Source organism: Acinetobacter sp. YK3 (assembly GCF_001729365.1).
GTDB classification, from domain to species: Bacteria; Pseudomonadota; Gammaproteobacteria; order Pseudomonadales; family Moraxellaceae; genus Acinetobacter; species Acinetobacter vivianii.
In genome coordinates, this window is the sequence record NZ_LZPJ01000024.1 from 1 (window position 1) to 17,633 (window position 17,633).

Here is a 17,633-nt window from a genome sequence, read left to right on the forward strand (position 1 = left end):
GCAATTGCGAGCTTTTTTATAACCCCAATCATTATTTATTCGAATTGGTATTATCCTGTTTGAACATCTCCAGCAGCGAATTGCTTTGAACTGGTTGATCTTCTTGATGATGCTGACTATATAAATGTGCAAGTTTAATGACCACCACCACTGCTAGGCAGGCAGCAACACAAAACATCCACAAGCCATAAGGGCTGCGAATATGCTGAGAACCGCAATACGGGCACTCTTTATCTGTTGATGCGACGACCTTGTCACAACATGCACAATGATATTGATATAACATCATTAACACCTCCTCTCTTTATTTTTTTATTTTCTTTTTACAACAAATACTCATATGTCACACTTTTATCCTATGAGAAAAAAAACCATAATTCAATCACGTTTTCTGACCTATGCATTCAAATTAACAAATTTTTATGACAATTTGATTAGAATCTTAAGTTTAAGAAAATCATTAAGTTCTTAATATTATTTTGATCTTTCATGTTATTTGTTAAAATAACGTTTTGCAAATTGTGGAATAGATGATGGCCCAATTGATTAATAAAGGTGGATTTCGCGAACGCGCCAACCGTAGTCGCAAGTACAAACAGTCAGAAAATGAAATTACTACCCTGCAACCCAGCCAATATCAACCACAACCTAAAGAAACAGAGACTTATACGAATCCCGAATCACACCCCGATCATTCCACTCAAAAAGATCAAACATAAAAAAAGCACACTCAATAAGGTGTGCTTTTTTTGCAAATTATGAATCTAATCAATTCACATCTTTAAATTCGATTTTCTTCTGATCAGGTTTTACTTCACGTGCTTCACCATCAATAATGGTTGAGTCACGATACTGACCACCACCTTGTTGTTGATTTTGCATATCTTGCATCTGGCGCATCAGATCAGCAAACGGGTTCTGCCCTCCAGCACCACCACCCATGTTGCCCATACCGCCCATCATCTTATCCATCATGGCTTGCTGACGTTTTGCCATGGTTTTCATCAAGGCATTGCGAAACGCCGTTTGAACAGATGGAATCAACACCAATACCGCCAACACATCCGAAATTAGACCAGGAATCATCAGTAAGAAACCTGCCATCGCAAGCGCCAGCTTCTTAGTTACAGCTGGATCTCCACCCAACTGACCTGTCATCTGCATTTGCTGTAATTGCGGCATAATCGTTGAAGCACTTGAACGCAACAGGTTTAAACCAATAAAGAATGCGATAATGAACCAGAAAAAGACATACCACATACTTCCAACGAGGTCACCCACGCCAATCCAGACTAAAACCTCGGCAATTGTGCCAAATACCACGATAAGAAGTAGATTCATGTCAAATCTCTAAAATTAAAACCTTGTGCAATATTGAACAATCAATCCTGACACAACAAATAAAATAAACTCAATACCCTTAATGATGGGTACATTTTAAAATTTATCAAGTCTTATAGAATAGCTTGTATAAAAAAACTCCCAACTAAATCAAATCTAATTGGGAGCTTAGATATTTTTTAAAGATTAGCCACAAGTTGCTTGAGTAATCTTCTTAGACTGAGGATCGATCGTTACAGTCACACGATTCTCACGATAGTCCATGGTCACTGGCTGATTTGGACCTACACTACGTACAATTTCAGATTTGGTTTTTTGCTTGATTTGCGCTTCTGTTAAGCCAGATTGTCCAACCAACTTAGCAGCTTCATCAGCGATACATTTAGGTTGACTTGCGCGGAAAAGTTCCCATTCTTCAACCACTTGACCATTTGGTAATTTACAATAACCGACCTGACCATTGGCTTCATTACGGATTTCCAATTGTCCACCTTGGTCTACACAGTATTTACTTGCTGGGTTAGGCATACCAATTTTTGGTGGTGTTGTGTCTTTATTTGGTGTTGCTGAACACGCTGCAAGTGAAGTAAGAACCACACCTAAAAGTAAGATCTTTTTCATAGTTTGAATTCTGATAAAGTGAAAAAGCAAAGATAACAAAATAACTTAACTTTTTATGTCAATGATTTGAAACAAGAGACGATTTTTCTATTTATATGATCCAAATGTATTCAATACTTAACTCATGACTATTGAATAATGACGTATTCTAATCGGATCGCCTGATCCACTAAATAATGCTCTTTGATAATATAAAAATAAGGTCGCGTGTTAATCCACTCATCCATTGCCAGAATTGCTTCTGTATAGCCAGTGAGTGCGGGAAAATCTTTGACTTGTATGATATCCATGAGCTGATCTCTTTTTTATTAAGCCTAGCACACTCAGTCCATTTTGCTAAAGAATAAAATATAGCCAGATTCATCAACAGATTTTTATACAGCCATGATCTATTGCTTGCCTCCCCCCAATATAAAAGTGCCTCTACATAAGAGACACTTTTTAGGGACAAGATAGATCGATATTTAGAAAGAGACCATTTTTCCAGGATTCAGCATACCTGTAACGCCGTACCAACCTTTTGACATTGGAATCGCAAGTGGTGCCAGCAGACGTCCAAATAAAATATCACTGTGCTGGATCTTGGTTAACATTGCATAATCTGTATTTAAACCAGAAAAATCATCTGCAATCGCCTTTCCGATACGAACCGTTTGTGCCACACCATGACCACTCCAGCCGTGTACCGCATATATTGGATATTTTTCTCCAAATTTTCGGTTATCCGTTGCGCCGTTCATAGTCAGATCACTTACCCCGCTCCAACAGAAATCCATTTCCACATTTTTTAACTGTGGAAATACTTTATTTGCCCGACCGAGCAAATATTGGTTGATACGACCTACACTCCAACTTGTACCAGTTCCTTGCCCACCGAACAATAAACGGTTTTTCGACACGCCACGATAATAGTCAATCTGCAGCTGCGTATCATAGACAGGATGATCCTGTGGCAATAATTCAGTTAAAGGAACTTCCAAAGGTGCGGTTACCGCAATGTAGGTATGGAATGGAATCGCTGTCTGCTTCTTTTCAGGCAGCAATTTAAAAGCATTGTGATGCACGGCAATAACGACACTTTTACGAGCTTTAATGGTGCCTGTCTTGGTTTTGACACAGATACCATCCGCCTGTTCAGAAATAGACAATACCTCTGTCTGCTCAAAAACTTGACCACCGTTTTTACAAAAGCCATGTACCAAAGCACGATTTAAAGCCAATGGATGAATATGACCACCTAAATCATCAACCAGTCCACCTTTATAAAGGTCAGATTTAATTAATCCCTTAAGCTCATATTCGCCCATAACCTTGGTATTGTTTTCACCTAAATACTTTCTCGCATCTGCGCCTTGCGTCAGTGCGATGAGATGTCCTTCATGCACAGCAGCGGTAATGTGCCCACGCTTACGTGCCAATTCAACATCATATTTTTCACTGATCTGGTCAATTAAAGACATCGCTTCGGTAGAGGTGAAATGCCAAAGCTTTTTAGCATCTTCATAACTAAAACGCTTAATCATTTCCTCTGCTTCCCAACGTGCAAGCCCAGGTGTGAGCTGTCCACCATTTCGACCTGAGGCAGAAGAACCAATGCGATTTTTCTCAACCAGAATCGTATCTACACCCTGTTCAGATAAATGCAAAGCCGCGGAAGCGCCCAGTAACCCACCGCCAATGACCACGACATCACACACCTGATCAGAATCAAGTGCATCAAAGGTATGCCAATCTTCCAAAGCGCTTTCATAATAATTGGCTGGATGCTCAAATTTCCCATGCTTAGGATTCACCCAACTCCACTCATTCGAATTTTGATATGCCTTACTTTCTTTAAAGACAACATCATCTAAATGGGCTGGTTTTTTTATACCGTTAGACATTTGGAATTCACCTAAAAATAAATTTTCTTACTAAATAATGAGACAAGCTTAGCCGCAAAATAATGATTAATAAAACCAGAATCTTTCAATAATATTGATAGGTATTGAATAAGTATAATTTTAGGTGAATCGTTAAAACCTTAAATTTTATCGCTGGTTAGCTATTCGGCGTGAAATGAAGCATAAGAAAAAATTATAAAAAATATGGCTGACAAAATAGCTGAGAAAAACTAAGCAAGTCAGCTTGTCTGGACATTAAAAAAGCACCCGAAGGTGCTTTTCTCTCTATAGGCTGGTTGCAAGTAATACCACAAAACTAAATAACAACGTGCCTAAAGATCTTTTACAATGTACATGAACTTCATGCTCAAACCCTTGAGCATATGACTCCAAGTTTTCCATAACTCTACCGCTCATTAAATGTACTGCACTTATTAATTTGCCTAACAAATTAACAAAATAAAATTAGCAAAAAGTCGTAGATCTGGCTAGCACAAATTTTGCACAAAAAAGTTGATTTATGACAAAAATAGTCGCTTCACTCAAAATAATTAAATATTTAATTTAAAGAAATGCAAAAGCAGCGATACAAAAAAAGCCCACTAAGGTGAGCTTTTTTCATTTATTTCTTAGTTCTAAGGAACAACGGTAATACCCGTTGCCTGTGGTCCTTTTTTGCCATCAGTAATTGTAAATGTTACGCGTTGGCCTTCATGGAGAACTTTAAACCCGTTGCTTTGGATTTCACTGAAGTGAGCAAAAACGTCCTGTCCAGAATCAGCATGAATGAAGCCAAAACCTTTAGTTTCGTTGAACCATTTCACTGTACCAGTCACAGTATTAGACATATATTTAACCTATTTAATAAATTTGGGGATGCTTAGCAGCAAGTAACTTGGAATCATAAACTCTGAGATTAGATCTGATAAAACGGAAGGTTTATCTAAACTATGAAATGCAAGATTTACTGAATCAACAGCGTTATTCTTCTAGTTGTAATTTACTATACACGAGTTTACTTTTTAGGCGCAATGAATATTTCTTGATCGTATACAGATGTCCTTATTTGACGATCGGTACACCAACTACCTCTTGCTACTCTTATGATTTTTCCAATATTTTTCAATTAATTATTATTCAGTTTCAATTTAAAAATCATCACCTCAGATAATGATATAAATTTTTAACATATTATTTCACAGGCTTTTAGGTTAATTACAAGAGTAACCACTAGGTGATCTATATGTTAAACCGTTCACTAAAATCCTTTTGCCACAAAAAAAGCCCACATGAGGTGAGCTTTCTTTTTACTGGTCTAAAAATTAGATAACAGTGATAAGGGTTGCTTGTGGTCCTTTCTTACCTTGACCAAGTACGAAAGAAACGCGTTGGCCTTCTTGTAATACTTTAAAACCTTTGCTTTGGATTTCGCTGAAGTGTGCAAAAACATCTTCACCAGAATCAGCTTGAATGAAACCAAAACCTTTAGTTTCGTTAAACCACTTAACAGTACCGGTAACTGTATCAGACATACTTTTAAACCTTTAAACTTTGTTCATTTATGAGTTAAATCAAATTTTTAATATTGATCTAACTCAATCTATCTTTAACAAATAGATACTTCAAGTGCGTAAACTATCTATATTAATCGATAAAGCTGATTAACATCAGTATAGAAACTTTTGCCATCTAGATTAAAGTCAATTTCCTGACCTGATTCTAGCTGGATCTTCTTTCCAACTTCTACCCATTTGAAACCATTCAACGTATTCTGTTGACGTTTCATCGGGATAATTTGCACACAAATTTCATTGCCATTACTGGCTTTGGCTACACGCCATTCATTAATAATTTTCAACACAAAATCACTCATTCCTGAGCTCAAGTGATCGATTTGGATTTACTATAACGCTAGATATATGGAGAGAGGTAAACTACAATTCTAGAATCTAATAATTTTTAGCTTTCTTTAGGGTTATTTCAGCTAACTTAATTGCTGTCTAATCTTTCAGATAACAACAACTCAATAATCACAGAGCTAATATTCGATTAACTTTAAAAGTGGTAGCGGGAGCTGGATTTGAACCAACGACCTTCGGGTTATGAGCCCGACGAGCTACCAGACTGCTCCATCCCGCAACAACATATTGATCAACATCTTCGATCAATGAGATGCTTTATACGCCCATCTCCCCCACAATGCAAATTTTTTTTATAAAAATCACGTAATTTACGGCCTAATGCTCAAATTAAACACAAATCGTTCAAAATACCATCGCAATTTACTTAAATGATTGATCTATAAAAATGAGCCAAAATTTAAAAATATTGAACAGGTAAAAGTGAGCTTGCTTAATAAATCTGCTATTTTCTTATAATTCAAAATCCTACAAAAATATTATGCATCGAAAAGCCCGCTATGTAACAATATCAACAATCTTTCATTTTTATAGTTCGACATGTCATTAATTATTGGTATTGATCCTGGTTCACGCTTAACAGGTTATGGAATTATCGAAAAAGATGGCAATAAACTACGTTTTGTCGATGCAGGAACCATTCGTACCGAAACTCAGGAAATGCCAGAGCGTTTAAAACGTATCTTTGCAGGGGTTGAACGGATTGTTAAATTTCATGGCCCGACTGAAGCGGCTGTAGAACAAGTCTTTATGGCACAAAACCCCGATTCGGCATTGAAACTCGGTCAGGCACGCGGTGCTGCAATTGCCGCTCTGGTTAATCTAGATTTACAAGTGGCTGAATATACCGCACGACAAATTAAACAGTCTGTGGTCGGTTACGGTGCAGCAGATAAAGAGCAAGTCCAAATGATGGTGATGCGTTTGTTGAATCTGAGTATCAAACCACAATCAGATGCAGCCGATGCTCTTGCCGCAGCCATTTGCCATGCGCATGCTTCTGGGAGTATGAGTAAAATGGCTGTACTCAATGCATTAGGTGGCATGGCACGAGGCCGTAGCCGTGCCAGCACCAGACGCCGTTAATCGTTCTGATTCACCACCTGATAAATCATTTTTCCCATGTCATGCGCCTGTAAACCTCGCATACCATTTTCAGCCAGCAAATCACCTGCCTGCGCATGTAAGGTCACGATCTCGTGCAAAGCAATTTGCTGATGAAACTGCGCTTTTAAACTGGCAATCATGCCTGCCAGTACATCCCCCATTCCACCTGTGCCCATGCCAGCATTGCCTTGGGTACAGATAAATAATTCTTTCTCTAAAATGAGACTGCCTGCGCCTTTAAGCACCCATTGTCCGGCGTACTTTTTTTGCAGTTGCTGAATTGCTGCAATTCGGTCTTGTTCAATTTCTTTTGCGCTACAATCGAGTAAGGTCGCCGCCTCACCTGAATGCGGTGTTGCATATACATGATTATTTAATTGTTGCGGATATTTTACCAAAAACCAGAGTCCATCTGCATCCAGCACCACTTCTAAGTGTGAATTTTGATTCAGTAGTTCAAACCATTGCTGATAAATATGTTCAGCCCATTGATCCCGCCCTAAGCCCATACCAAAACATACAGCATCAACATGTTTAAGTAACTGCTTAATCTCTTCTTGATCCAAGCTATTGATGTCGCGCACCATAATATTGGGCGAACGCGCCAAAATAGCCTGATGATGTTTTGCATGACAAACAATGCTGACTTTACCCGCCCCAGCATGAAAAGCCGCCTCAGCAGACATGATGACGGCGCCGCCCATATCCGCATGCCCTCCCACAACCAGCACATGTCCATAGCTGCCTTTATGTCCAAAAGCTTGTCGCTTTGGCAAGATAACTTTCTCTGGAGATAAATAAGCGAGCGATTTTAATTCTGTATCTGTTGGAATGAGACGAAGAAGATGTAATTTTCCGACATATTGTTTGCCTTGACCTGTAAATAGCCCAGCCTTATAACCCAAAATTGTAAAAGTCTGATCCGCTTGTACAGCAACGGGTAACGCTTGTCCTGTATCGGCCTGCAAACCGCTAGGAATATCGATAGAGATTTTTAAGCCCGTTTGTACATTGACGAGCTGAATGATATTTTGCCAATGTTGGTCGAGCTCCCGATTCAAGCCAATTCCAAATAAGGCATCAATATGACAGTCAAAGGTCGGGATTTCTTGATGGACAGCATTTTCAGACAATACATAATCTACGCTTTGAATATCAACTTGCTGCTTTTGTGCATAAGCTGCTGCTTGTTTTAAATCTGCAGATTGACCAAGTTCAGCCGCAAAGATCGTCACTTTTACTCCCTGCTGCTTCAAATAGGCAGCAATATAGTAACCGTCTCCAGCGTTATTGCCTTGTCCGCACCAAACTGCAATCTTTTGAGTTTTCTTTGACTTAAATTGTACAATTAACTGCTGAGAGATTGCCCAGGCTGCTTGCTGCATAAGCCCTAATGATGAATTTTGCTGAGCAAACCAACGCTGTTCCCATACTTGGATACTCTGGCTATGGTAAACTACACCTTGCATGTTCTCTCCCTCATTCTTGGTTTATGGCTTCAACCTCTTCATCTCCGACACAATCTCAAAAGATTGAACTACAGCAGCTCGATCCACAAGCACTTAAGGCTTGGATTAAACAACAAGCTTTGGATTTGGGTTTTTCTGATTGTGTCATTGCCAAACCAGATGCTCAAGATCAAATGCCTCGTTTTAAAGAATATTTAGAACGTGGTTACCATGCAGACATGCACTATTTAGAGGAAAATCTGGAAAAGCGTGCAGATCCGACCCTGCTCGTGCCAGGTACAAAAAGCATTATTTGTGTGCGTATGAACTATCTTGTGGCATCACCAAAGCCCCGTTATATCCCTTTTGAACCAAATTCAGCCATTATTGCGCGTTATGCTCGCGGACGTGATTACCATAAAGTCATGCGTGGACGACTGAAAACTTTAGCCACGCGGATCAGGGAAAAAGTCGGTGATTTTGAATCACGTCCGTTTGCTGACTCTGCGCCTATTTTTGAAAAATCGCTTGCTGAAAGTGCAGGAATGGGATGGACAGGCAAACATACTTTATTGATTCATAAAAAGTCAGGTTCTTTCTTTGTTTTAGGTGAACTATTTACCTCACTGGAACTGCCTTTTGATGAACCAGCGACTGCACATTGTGGCTCATGTACTGCCTGTATCGACATTTGTCCGACCCAAGCGATTGTAGAACCCTACATGCTCGATGCCAGAAAATGTATCGCTTACCTCACCATTGAATATAAAGGAATTATTCCGGAAGAATTACGTGCAGGAATTGGTAACCGTATTTTCGGTTGTGATGACTGTCAACTGATTTGCCCGTGGAATAGCTTTGCCAAAACTGCATCTATTCCAGATTTTGATCCGAGACATGGTCTGGATAATATCAGCCTGCTCGATATCTGGCATTGGGATGAAGCTACTTTTCTTGCCAATACTGAGGGCAGCCCGATCCGCCGTACAGGATATCAATCCTTCAAACGTAATATTGCAATCGGTCTGGGAAATGCTCCATACTCAGCTGAAATTGTCACGCACTTGCAAGATGCAAAAATGTGGCACGACGAGATTGTCAATGTACATATTGACTGGGCAATTCAGCAGCAATTGCAACAGGTCGATGTACTCCAAATAGAAAAATGATGTTTTTTGCCCTTTGGCTTTGGCACGATTTCTGTATGATTAGTCTCAATGTTTGTCATCAATCATCATGGATATAACAATGACCTTACGTAATGACTGGACTCGTGATGAAATCCAAGCTCTATATGATCAACCTTTTTTAGACTTAGTATTTAAAGCGCAAAGCGTACACCGTCAACATTTCCAAGCAAATTCGATTCAGGTCAGTACCCTTCTTTCAATTAAAACGGGTAAATGTCCTGAAGATTGTAAATATTGTTCGCAATCGGCGCATTACGATTCAAAATTAGAAGCTGAAAAACGTATCGCTGTTGATAAAGTCATTCGTGAAGCACAGTCAGCCAAAGAGTCTGGCTCTTCTCGTTTCTGCATGGGCGCTGCTTGGCGTAATCCGCATGAACGTGATATGCCTTACGTGCTGGAAATGGTGCGTGAAGTGAAAGCATTAGGTCTTGAAACCTGTATGACTTTAGGTATGTTGAATCAGTCGCAAGCCGAGCGTTTAAAAGATGCTGGCCTCGATTATTACAACCACAATCTGGATACTTCTCGCGAATACTATTCTCATATTATTAGCACCCGTACTTTTGATGATCGTCTGGATACCTTAGATCACGTTCGTCAAGCAGGGATGAAAGTATGTAGTGGCGGTATCGTCGGTTTGGGTGAAAGTCGTAATGACCGTATTGGCTTATTACATGAACTGGCAACCATGCCTGTACATCCTGAATCAGTGCCAATCAACATGCTGGTTCCTATTGAAGGTACACCACTTGCTGATGTCGAAAAGCTGGATGTAACCGAATGGATTCGTACCATTGCTGTTGCACGTATCATCATGCCACATAGTTATATTCGCCTTTCGGCAGGTCGTGAGTCACTCAGTGATTCTGATCAGGCGCTTGCATTTATGGCTGGTGCAAACTCGCTATTCTCTGGTGACAAATTATTAACCACACCAAATGCTGGCGAAGGCAAAGATCAGATCTTATTTGCTAAATTAGGTTTAACCGCAGAAAAACCAAAACCGACCGTTGCAGAACTTTCGGTCGATGCCATGAGTGCATAAATGAAAAAGCCTTGTCATCTGACAAGGCTTTTTTAGATGAAAAATTAGATTGATGTCACCAGAATGCCATACTTGGCAGTTAGATACATTCCAACTCGAATAATATCCACGCCTGCTGCATGTGAAACTGAAAGTTCCTGTGTATGCACATCAAAATGCAATGAATCGAAAACGTCTTGATGATGCATTAACCATGTCATTGTATCTGCCATATTTTCATCAGCAGTATACGTTTCTGATTTAAAATCCTTACCCATTAAGCCAATCTAATCATTGAATACATAACACTATCATAGCGAATAGACAGCTTTAAATCAGCTAAGTCAAAGACATTTAGCGATATGAATTCTCGCTAAATGTCTCAATAAGCCTTGGTCGTTTTAAGATTCAGTTTAAGCAGCCTTTGGATTCACAATCATCTGACCTGATTTCAGGCTTGCAACTGCTTTAGGATTAAACTCCAGTGTTAGTACGTGATTGTCTAAATGGACATGATACGAACGAATCAATGACTGCTGCCCTTCATCTGTTTCAAGCACATATTCATCAGCAATATTTAAAATACCTTCCAGATTTGTTGTACTTGAAGCGCGGTCATGGCTAAACAAATCATAGATTGTTTGTAGATTAAAGCTAGTTTGCTCTTCCAATGGGTGACTCTTCAAATGGCTTTCTAGGAATAAAACAAACTTATGTGCAAAGAAATAGTAGTTAGGCTTGTGGGTATAAAGCATGTTCATTGAAAGCTCCTTTCGGTGTTTTTTTCATCTAATCATGACTAAAAAACTAAGGTTTCAATCTTAAAAAATTCTTAAAAAAAGTTTGATGTTTTTGTTAACAACCAGAAAGTCTGTTATCATACTTAAGTACTTCTTAATTTATTTTTTACCATTTGTTAAAAAATACGCACTTTCTCATATACCTATTATTCAAAAAAGTTAAACAGTTTGGTCATTTTTATTAATGAAAAAAACAATAAATCATAAGCAAAATTAAATAAACCAACTAAAAAAGTTGGTTTAAACACTATACAAATCAATAAAATATAATATATATCAATAATTTATTTTAAATCGGAAATTTCGCTTAAAATAAAATCAAAAATGTGACGTAAGTTGCGGTTTTTAATAAAAATGATATATTCGTCGCATTACTTTTCTGGGAAGAATCCATCGGGAAAAGTAATGTAATTCCATTTTTAAGCTGATGTATTCGAGAAATTATTATGAAAAAACTTGCTTTAATCGCTGCACTTTCGGTTGTCGGTATTGCTCAAGCTCAAGCTGCAGACGGTACAATTACAATCAATGGTTTAGTTACAGATAAAACTTGTGACATTATCACTCCTGCTGGCAAAGACTTTACAGTTGCTCTTCCTACTGTTTCTAAACAAACACTTGCAAACTCTGGTGATGTTGCTGGCCGTACACCATTCCAAATCAACTTGGCAAACTGTTCAGAAGGTAAAGTTGCAACTTACTTCGAACCAGGTGCAACTGTTGACTTCAATACAGGTCGCTTATTAAACCAAGCTGCTTCTGGCGCAAAAAATGTTGACGTTCAACTTTTAGGTAGCAACAACCAAGTAATTCCAGTACTTGCTGCTGGTAGCAATGGCGCTCAAGCAAACTCACAATGGGTTGACGTTGTTGAAGGCGGTGCTGCTGACCTTAACTACTATGCAGAATACTATGCAACTGGCGCTTCTACTGCTGGTGAAGTAACAACTTCAGTTCAATATACAATTATTTATCAATAATCTATTGATACTTAGGTTTCTGTGTTCGCACAGAAACCTTTTTACCGCACTTTTCCTATGAACCTTATTGAGAAGACTCAAATGTCATTGAACAGTCGTAATTTTTTGCTTGGTTTAGCGCTTTCTTCTGCAATCGTAACACCACTTTCTCATGCAGAGATCGTGCTACACGGTACACGTGTAATCTATCCTTCAGATGCGCGTGAAGTAACATTACAGCTCAGTAACAATGGCAACAAACCAGCGCTCGTTCAGGCCTGGATTGACGAGGGCGATCCTAAAAGTACACCAGATCAATCAAAAGTACCTTTTATGATTACACCGCCTATTTCTCGAGTAGAAGCAGCCAAAAGTCAGTCATTGCGTATTACAGCACTGCCGAATGCAAAGCAGCTGAATCAAAAACAGGAAACTGTGCTCTGGTTAAATGTGCTGGACATTCCACCAAGACCGACTGCTAAAGGTGAGGAAACCATTCCAGATAACTTTTTACAGCTTGCAATTCGTTCGCGTATTAAATTTTTCTATCGCCCTGCCAGTATTAAATCTGATGCGAATACAGCTGCAGAAAAACTGCAATGGCGTAAATCTGGACAAAAGTTGGTCATTAAAAACCCAACGCCATTCCACATTACAATGACAGCAATCTATCAATTTGACGGCAACAAGCGCGTTGATCTTTTACCTCAGGGCCTCATGCTCAGTCCTTTCTCTGAAGATCAAGTGCAACTAAAAACAACAAATACCGCAAAAATGAGCTTTGTAAATGTTAATGATTATGGTGGCCGCGTCGAGCAGCCTATCAACTTACAGTAACCCTTAAATATAAGCTCAATATTTAAAGCACCTATGTGAAATAGGCGAACCTCTTATGTTAAAAAAGCACACATCATATCGCTTATTGAAGCGACATATTTGCTATACGCTTGCGTCAGGGATAGTGACCATGACGGTTCCCATGTTAGTTCATGCGGAAGATTCAGTAAAAGCGCCGGCTGTGGAAGCAGAGTTTGACTCAAGCTTCCTGATTGGTGATGCACAAAAAATTGATATATCCCGCTTTAAATATGGCAATCCTGTTTTACCAGGGGAATATAACATTGATGTTTATATTAACGGTCAATGGTTTGGCAAACGCCGTATCGTGTTTCGTGCTACAGAACAAAATCAGAATGCATTTACCTGTTTTACCGCAAACTCATTACTTGAATATGGCGTGAAACAGGACGTTCTTGCGAGTCGTATTTCCGCTGTAAGTCCAAATGCCTGTCATAAAATCGAAGAATGGATCGAAGATGCCTACTACGATTTTGATACCTCCCGTTTGCGAATTGATATTTCCATTCCTCAAGTTGCATTACAGAAAAATGCGCAAGGCTATGTTGATCCAAGTATTTGGGATCGTGGTGTGAATGCAGGCTTTTTATCCTATAGCGGTAGTGCCTACAAAATCTTTAACCGTCTAAATGACAATAATCAAGAAACTACCAATGCCTTCATGGCACTCACTGCGGGAATGAATATCGCGGGTTGGCAATTGCGTCACAATGGTCAGTGGCAATGGCAAGACGGCGTACAAAATCAGCTAGATTCAAAAAAACAAAAAAAATCGACTTATGACGCAACCAGTACTTACTTACAAAGAGCCTTCCCTGCATATCGTGGTGTATTAACGGCTGGTGATAGCTTTACCAATGGTGAACTATTTGATTCATTTGGCTATCGTGGACTGGATTTTTCCAGTGATGATCGCATGTTGCCAAACAGTATGCTGGGTTATGCGCCCCGTATCCGTGGTAATGCAAAAACCAATGCCAAAGTTGAAATTCGTCAGCAAGGCCAACTGATTTATCAAACGACAGTTGCACCAGGTAATTTTGAGATTAATGATCTTTATCCAACAGGATTTGGCGGTGAGCTTGAAGTCTCTGTCATTGAATCAAATGGTGAAGTACAGAAGTTTGGTGTTCCCTACGCTTCGGTCGTACAAATGTTACGTCCCGGGCTCAGCCGTTACTCTCTGACAGCCGGTCAGTTCCGCGACAAGGAAATTGATCTTGATCCGTGGGTCACGCAAGGTAAATATCAGATTGGTATTAATAACTATATTACGGGTTATGCGGGTGCACAGTTAGCTGAAAAATATGCGGCTGTATTACTAGGTTCAGCCTTTGCGACTCCAATCGGTGCGGTATCGTTTGACGTTACTCATTCAGAAGCAGACTTTGAGAAACAAGGTTCACAAACAGGTCAGAGTTTCCGTCTAAGTTATAGCAAACTCATTTCACCGACCAATACCAACCTGACCTTGGCCGCTTACCGCTATTCGACCGAAAACTTTTATAAATTGCGTGATGCCCTACTGGTACGTGATCTGGAAGATAAAGGGATCAATACCTATGCCGTTGGCAAACAACGTAGCGAATTCCAGATTACCTTAAACCAAGGTTTACCTGAGGGTTGGGGAAATATCTATGCAGTGGGTTCGTGGAATGATTACTGGAACCGTAACGAAACCAGTCGTCAATATCAGGTCGGCTATAGCAATAGCTATCATGGGTTAACTTATGGGCTTTCTGCAACCAATCGTCAAATTGAATATGGCAGTAACAATCAGACCCGTGATACTGAATATTTGATGACGCTTTCTTTCCCGATTAACTTTAGAAAGAACTCTGTTATCGTCAATGCCACCCAATCTCAAACCAACCGAACTGTTGGTATGAGTGGCATGGTCGGTGATCGTTTGAGTTATGGCTCATCGTTTTCTCATGAAGACCGAAATAACCCAAGCCTTAACGTAAATGCACGCTATCGAACCAACTTTGCAACTGTGGGCGGTTCTTATAGCATTGCAGATACCTATCAACAAACGATGCTCAGTGTCAGCGGTAATATCGTAGCGCATGATCAAGGTGTGCTGTTCGGCCCAGAACAAGGCCAAACTATGGTATTGGTTTATGCACCAGATGCAGCAGGCGCTAAAGTAAATAATACAGCGGGTCTGAGTATTAATCAGTCTGGTTATGCAGTTATTCCGTATGTGACACCTTATCGCCTAAATGACATTACCTTAGATCCGCAAAATATGTCGACTAATGTGGAGCTTGAGGAAACCAGTCAGCGTATTGCGCCTTATGCAGGTGCAATTGCCAAAGTAGATTTCTCTACTAAAAAAGGTTATGCCATTTATATCGACACCAAAACTGAAACAGGTGAAAACCTGCCATTTGCAGCACAAGTATTCAATGCTCAAGATGAAGCGATTGGAATCGTGGCACAAGGCAGCATGGTCTATTTACGTACTCAGGAACCACAAGGTAATTTGTATGTGAAATGGGGCAATGAAGCCAATGAGCAATGCCACTTCAACTATGATGTCACCGCACAACTTTCTAACGATCAGCAAAGCATGATCATGACCGAGGCCGTATGTAAATGAAAAAATTACTTTTAAGCAGCGCTCTGTTTACAGCGAGTCTTGGTGTATATGGTGAGGCGAATGCGGCGTGTCGCTTATACAACTACAGTCCAAATGATGTCCAAATGTCAGTTGGACGAGTTGTAGTTCGTCCTAGTGATGAAGTAGGTAAAATTTTACGTAAAGCAACTTTTGCCATTACAGACAAAGGTACTCGTGCAGATCGCTGTGACTCTAGTGATCGACTTATTGCAGAACTTAACCAAGCTTACCCACTAAGCCCATTAGGCAATAGCATCTATACTACCAATATTCCAGGTATCGGTATTCGTTTGTACCGCGAAGCTGAAAACGCAAGTAATTTCTCTGGTTACTATCCTTATACACGTGGTGGACTGAGATATGGAACAAGATACAATTTAGCTCCAGGCTATTTTGTGGTTGAAATTGTTAAAATAGCTGCGCAAACAGGTTCGGGTGCTTTAGTGCCAGGCCAATATAGTAGTTATTACGTTCAGGGTTATGCTAATCGTCCTTTCCTTACAAGTACAGTTTTAGGCAATGCAATTACTATCGCATCTTCCTCTTGCGAGCTTCAAGGAGATATTAATAAGGTTGTTCAGCTACCAACCGTCACTAAAGCCAGCTTTACGGGTGTTGGCTCTACTCAAGGTGAACAATCTTTTGATCTAAATATTTTATGTAATGGTGGACAAAATCCAACGGGCTACGAAGAAAAAAATCAGATTAGTTTGAGTTTTGACTATCAACAAGATGGCAATAACAATCAAGTGATGGCGAATACAGCACCCAACTCGACTAAAGCACGTGGCGTGGGAGTACAATTACTTTCCTCATATAAGAATGAATCTCCTTTATCGGATAAAAAGATTATAGGAAAAGGTGATAGATTAAACGTAGGTTCGGTTAACTCCAATCAAACCATACAATTCAATATACCGCTGACTGCCCGTTATTATCAAACTGCCACCAATGTAACTGCGGGTACTGTTCGTGCGATGGCAACAGTAACAATTCAGTACGATTAAGCTTTAAAAAATCGCTTTCACACCTCCCCCCTAAATCTTTTATATAGGATTTAGGGATTTTTCATTTTAAAAACAAATCACACTAAATAAATAATAAGTGATGCATAGCACAAAATAATAAATTTATATTAATTATCATTTTATATAATATCTTTTAAATAGATCACGTTTTAAATAAAAATTTTATATATATTTTCTTTTACGATTGATTCTGCAATATTTTTTATGTTAATTTATACTTAATACATTTATAAAAGGTATTAAATATGTATAAAAACATTTATAAATCTGCCCTAGTTTTATCATTAATGGCATTTGCCTCGGTTAGTTATGCCACAGGTACAATCCAGATTAGTGGTAAAATCGTAGAAGATACTTGCTTTCAGCAACACTACAACATTGACTGTCAGCCATTGAATACCTTACGCAATAATGCTGAAGTACAAACCAGCTCTCTGAACGATTTAACTAATCAAATGCAAGAGAATGATCTGACAAGCATTAGTATTGAACAGTTACCTGAGCAGAATAGTGCTGTTGTGATTGCAAGTTACTATTAAAAAGAAACTCATTTAAATACAAAATAAAGCGTGAATCCAATCACGCTTTATTTAATTAAATATAATAAATTCACAAAATACAAAATCAAAAACTAGCTTTAAAGAGTATTTATTCTAATTTATTCCGACTCAATATATTTACTTTGTATTTAAATATCTATCTACTTCAAAAAACATATTACTGACTCATATAATTTATAAAACAATCATTAAGCTTTGGATCTCATCCCAACATAAAAAAATGCCGTAAATATGAGCTTACAACATCCACAGATGAGAAATGAAGA

General features: G+C 39.0%; 20 protein-coding genes and 1 tRNA gene. 9 read left to right on the top strand and 12 right to left on the bottom strand.

The window, feature by feature from the left end:
- Nucleotides 1-31: 31 nt before the first annotated feature.
- Nucleotides 32-289 (bottom strand): hypothetical protein, encoded by a 258-nt coding sequence (locus tag A9Z07_RS03000; RefSeq protein ID WP_004771808.1) that lies wholly within the window; start codon nt 287-289, stop codon nt 32-34.
- A 244-nt stretch (nt 290-533) separates the two neighbouring features.
- Here A9Z07_RS03000 and A9Z07_RS03005 point away from each other — a divergent pair, with 244 nt between their 5' ends.
- Nucleotides 534-719 (top strand): hypothetical protein, encoded by a 186-nt coding sequence (locus A9Z07_RS03005; protein ID WP_069576721.1) that lies wholly within the window; start codon nt 534-536, stop codon nt 717-719.
- A 49-nt stretch (nt 720-768) separates the two neighbouring features.
- Here A9Z07_RS03005 and A9Z07_RS03010 read toward each other — a convergent pair whose 3' ends face one another.
- The 8 genes from A9Z07_RS03010 to A9Z07_RS03040 all read right to left on the bottom strand — a co-directional run bounded on the left by A9Z07_RS03010 (nt 769) and on the right by A9Z07_RS03040 (nt 5,984).
- Entirely contained in the window at nt 769-1,341 is a 573-nt protein-coding gene (locus A9Z07_RS03010) for an FxsA family protein (protein ID WP_062847961.1), read from the bottom strand.
- A gap of 186 nt (nt 1,342-1,527) precedes the next feature.
- Nucleotides 1,528-1,962 (bottom strand): DUF333 domain-containing protein, encoded by a 435-nt coding sequence (locus A9Z07_RS03015; protein WP_004771803.1) that lies wholly within the window; start codon nt 1,960-1,962, stop codon nt 1,528-1,530.
- A gap of 128 nt (nt 1,963-2,090) precedes the next feature.
- Nucleotides 2,091-2,252, bottom strand: coding sequence for a hypothetical protein (locus A9Z07_RS17845; protein WP_171258940.1), 162 nt, complete (start codon nt 2,250-2,252; stop codon nt 2,091-2,093).
- Between the two features lie 174 nt (nt 2,253-2,426).
- Nucleotides 2,427-3,845 carry an NAD(P)/FAD-dependent oxidoreductase gene (locus A9Z07_RS03020; RefSeq protein ID WP_069576723.1) on the bottom strand — a complete coding sequence of 473 codons (1,419 nt, stop codon included), beginning with the start codon at nt 3,843-3,845 and terminating at the stop codon, nt 2,427-2,429.
- Nucleotides 3,846-4,480: 635 nt separating this feature from the next.
- On the bottom strand, nt 4,481-4,693 hold the full coding sequence (locus tag A9Z07_RS03025; RefSeq protein ID WP_004771800.1) for a cold-shock protein: 213 nt from the start codon (nt 4,691-4,693) through the stop codon (nt 4,481-4,483).
- Between the two features lie 474 nt (nt 4,694-5,167).
- A complete protein-coding gene (locus A9Z07_RS03030; RefSeq protein ID WP_004771798.1) occupies nt 5,168-5,377 on the bottom strand; it encodes a cold-shock protein in 210 nt (69 codons plus the stop codon).
- A gap of 107 nt (nt 5,378-5,484) precedes the next feature.
- Nucleotides 5,485-5,718: a hypothetical protein gene (locus A9Z07_RS03035; RefSeq protein WP_004771797.1), complete on the bottom strand. Its 234-nt coding sequence runs from the start codon at nt 5,716-5,718 to the stop codon at nt 5,485-5,487.
- Nucleotides 5,719-5,907: 189 nt separating this feature from the next.
- Nucleotides 5,908-5,984, bottom strand: a tRNA-Met gene (locus tag A9Z07_RS03040).
- 320 nt (nt 5,985-6,304) lie between these two features.
- Between A9Z07_RS03040 and ruvC the strand changes: the two genes are divergently transcribed.
- A complete protein-coding gene (gene ruvC / locus A9Z07_RS03045) occupies nt 6,305-6,850 on the top strand; it encodes a crossover junction endodeoxyribonuclease RuvC (protein WP_004771796.1) in 546 nt (181 codons plus the stop codon).
- Here ruvC and A9Z07_RS03050 read toward each other — a convergent pair.
- Nucleotides 6,847-8,340, bottom strand: coding sequence for a bifunctional ADP-dependent NAD(P)H-hydrate dehydratase/NAD(P)H-hydrate epimerase (locus tag A9Z07_RS03050; protein ID WP_069576725.1), 1,494 nt, complete (start codon nt 8,338-8,340; stop codon nt 6,847-6,849). The two genes, ruvC and A9Z07_RS03050, sit on opposite strands and share 4 nt — an antisense overlap.
- A gap of 23 nt (nt 8,341-8,363) precedes the next feature.
- On the opposite strand from A9Z07_RS03050, the gene queG reads away from it, so the two are divergent.
- Together queG and bioB are read left to right on the top strand one after the other, a co-directional pair.
- A complete protein-coding gene (gene queG / locus A9Z07_RS03055) occupies nt 8,364-9,488 on the top strand; it encodes a tRNA epoxyqueuosine(34) reductase QueG (protein WP_069576727.1) in 1,125 nt (374 codons plus the stop codon).
- Between the two features lie 79 nt (nt 9,489-9,567).
- Nucleotides 9,568-10,557 (top strand): biotin synthase BioB, encoded by a 990-nt coding sequence (gene bioB, locus A9Z07_RS03060; RefSeq protein ID WP_004771790.1) that lies wholly within the window; start codon nt 9,568-9,570, stop codon nt 10,555-10,557.
- A gap of 44 nt (nt 10,558-10,601) precedes the next feature.
- Here the strand turns inward: bioB and A9Z07_RS03065 are convergent, their stop codons facing one another.
- Nucleotides 10,602-10,814, bottom strand: coding sequence for a hypothetical protein (locus tag A9Z07_RS03065; protein WP_047432771.1), 213 nt, complete (start codon nt 10,812-10,814; stop codon nt 10,602-10,604).
- 135 nt (nt 10,815-10,949) lie between these two features.
- Complete coding sequence (locus tag A9Z07_RS03070) at nt 10,950-11,297, bottom strand: hypothetical protein (protein WP_004771788.1); 348 nt, start codon at nt 11,295-11,297, stop codon at nt 10,950-10,952.
- A 485-nt stretch (nt 11,298-11,782) separates the two neighbouring features.
- Here A9Z07_RS03070 and A9Z07_RS03075 point away from each other — a divergent pair, with 485 nt between their 5' ends.
- The 5 genes from A9Z07_RS03075 to A9Z07_RS03095 all read left to right on the top strand — a co-directional run bounded on the left by A9Z07_RS03075 (nt 11,783) and on the right by A9Z07_RS03095 (nt 17,346).
- Nucleotides 11,783-12,316 carry a fimbrial protein gene (locus A9Z07_RS03075; protein WP_047432766.1) on the top strand — a complete coding sequence of 178 codons (534 nt, stop codon included), beginning with the start codon at nt 11,783-11,785 and terminating at the stop codon, nt 12,314-12,316.
- An 81-nt stretch (nt 12,317-12,397) separates the two neighbouring features.
- Entirely contained in the window at nt 12,398-13,132 is a 735-nt protein-coding gene (locus tag A9Z07_RS03080) for a molecular chaperone (RefSeq protein ID WP_004771786.1), read from the top strand.
- 55 nt (nt 13,133-13,187) lie between these two features.
- Nucleotides 13,188-15,758 (top strand): fimbria/pilus outer membrane usher protein, encoded by a 2,571-nt coding sequence (locus A9Z07_RS03085; protein WP_069576729.1) that lies wholly within the window; start codon nt 13,188-13,190, stop codon nt 15,756-15,758.
- Nucleotides 15,755-16,786 carry a fimbrial protein gene (locus A9Z07_RS03090; protein WP_069576731.1) on the top strand — a complete coding sequence of 344 codons (1,032 nt, stop codon included), beginning with the start codon at nt 15,755-15,757 and terminating at the stop codon, nt 16,784-16,786. Before A9Z07_RS03085 ends, A9Z07_RS03090 begins: the two co-directional genes overlap by 4 nt.
- 266 nt (nt 16,787-17,052) lie before the next feature.
- Nucleotides 17,053-17,346, top strand: coding sequence for a hypothetical protein (locus tag A9Z07_RS03095; protein WP_047432754.1), 294 nt, complete (start codon nt 17,053-17,055; stop codon nt 17,344-17,346).
- The last annotated feature ends 287 nt before the right edge of the window (nt 17,347-17,633 follow it).

Bases quoted from the DNA above. Each gene is read 5' to 3' on its own strand.
- A9Z07_RS03000 (WP_004771808.1), bottom strand. From the start codon at position 289: ATGATGTTATATCAATATCATTGTGCATGTTGTGACAAGGTCGTCGCA.
- A9Z07_RS03005 (WP_069576721.1), top strand. From the start codon at position 534: ATGGCCCAATTGATTAATAAAGGTGGATTTCGCGAACGCGCCAACCGT.
- A9Z07_RS03010 (WP_062847961.1), bottom strand. From the start codon at position 1,341: ATGAATCTACTTCTTATCGTGGTATTTGGCACAATTGCCGAGGTTTTA.
- A9Z07_RS03015 (WP_004771803.1), bottom strand. From the start codon at position 1,962: ATGAAAAAGATCTTACTTTTAGGTGTGGTTCTTACTTCACTTGCAGCG.
- A9Z07_RS17845 (WP_171258940.1), bottom strand. From the start codon at position 2,252: ATGGATATCATACAAGTCAAAGATTTTCCCGCACTCACTGGCTATACA.
- A9Z07_RS03020 (WP_069576723.1), bottom strand. From the start codon at position 3,845: ATGTCTAACGGTATAAAAAAACCAGCCCATTTAGATGATGTTGTCTTT.
- A9Z07_RS03025 (WP_004771800.1), bottom strand. From the start codon at position 4,693: ATGTCTAATACTGTGACTGGTACAGTGAAATGGTTCAACGAAACTAAA.
- A9Z07_RS03030 (WP_004771798.1), bottom strand. From the start codon at position 5,377: ATGTCTGATACAGTTACCGGTACTGTTAAGTGGTTTAACGAAACTAAA.
- A9Z07_RS03035 (WP_004771797.1), bottom strand. From the start codon at position 5,718: ATGAGTGATTTTGTGTTGAAAATTATTAATGAATGGCGTGTAGCCAAA.
- ruvC (WP_004771796.1), top strand. From the start codon at position 6,305: ATGTCATTAATTATTGGTATTGATCCTGGTTCACGCTTAACAGGTTAT.
- A9Z07_RS03050 (WP_069576725.1), bottom strand. From the start codon at position 8,340: ATGCAAGGTGTAGTTTACCATAGCCAGAGTATCCAAGTATGGGAACAG.
- queG (WP_069576727.1), top strand. From the start codon at position 8,364: ATGGCTTCAACCTCTTCATCTCCGACACAATCTCAAAAGATTGAACTA.
- bioB (WP_004771790.1), top strand. From the start codon at position 9,568: ATGACCTTACGTAATGACTGGACTCGTGATGAAATCCAAGCTCTATAT.
- A9Z07_RS03065 (WP_047432771.1), bottom strand. From the start codon at position 10,814: ATGGGTAAGGATTTTAAATCAGAAACGTATACTGCTGATGAAAATATG.
- A9Z07_RS03070 (WP_004771788.1), bottom strand. From the start codon at position 11,297: ATGAACATGCTTTATACCCACAAGCCTAACTACTATTTCTTTGCACAT.
- A9Z07_RS03075 (WP_047432766.1), top strand. From the start codon at position 11,783: ATGAAAAAACTTGCTTTAATCGCTGCACTTTCGGTTGTCGGTATTGCT.
- A9Z07_RS03080 (WP_004771786.1), top strand. From the start codon at position 12,398: ATGTCATTGAACAGTCGTAATTTTTTGCTTGGTTTAGCGCTTTCTTCT.
- A9Z07_RS03085 (WP_069576729.1), top strand. From the start codon at position 13,188: ATGTTAAAAAAGCACACATCATATCGCTTATTGAAGCGACATATTTGC.
- A9Z07_RS03090 (WP_069576731.1), top strand. From the start codon at position 15,755: ATGAAAAAATTACTTTTAAGCAGCGCTCTGTTTACAGCGAGTCTTGGT.
- A9Z07_RS03095 (WP_047432754.1), top strand. From the start codon at position 17,053: ATGTATAAAAACATTTATAAATCTGCCCTAGTTTTATCATTAATGGCA.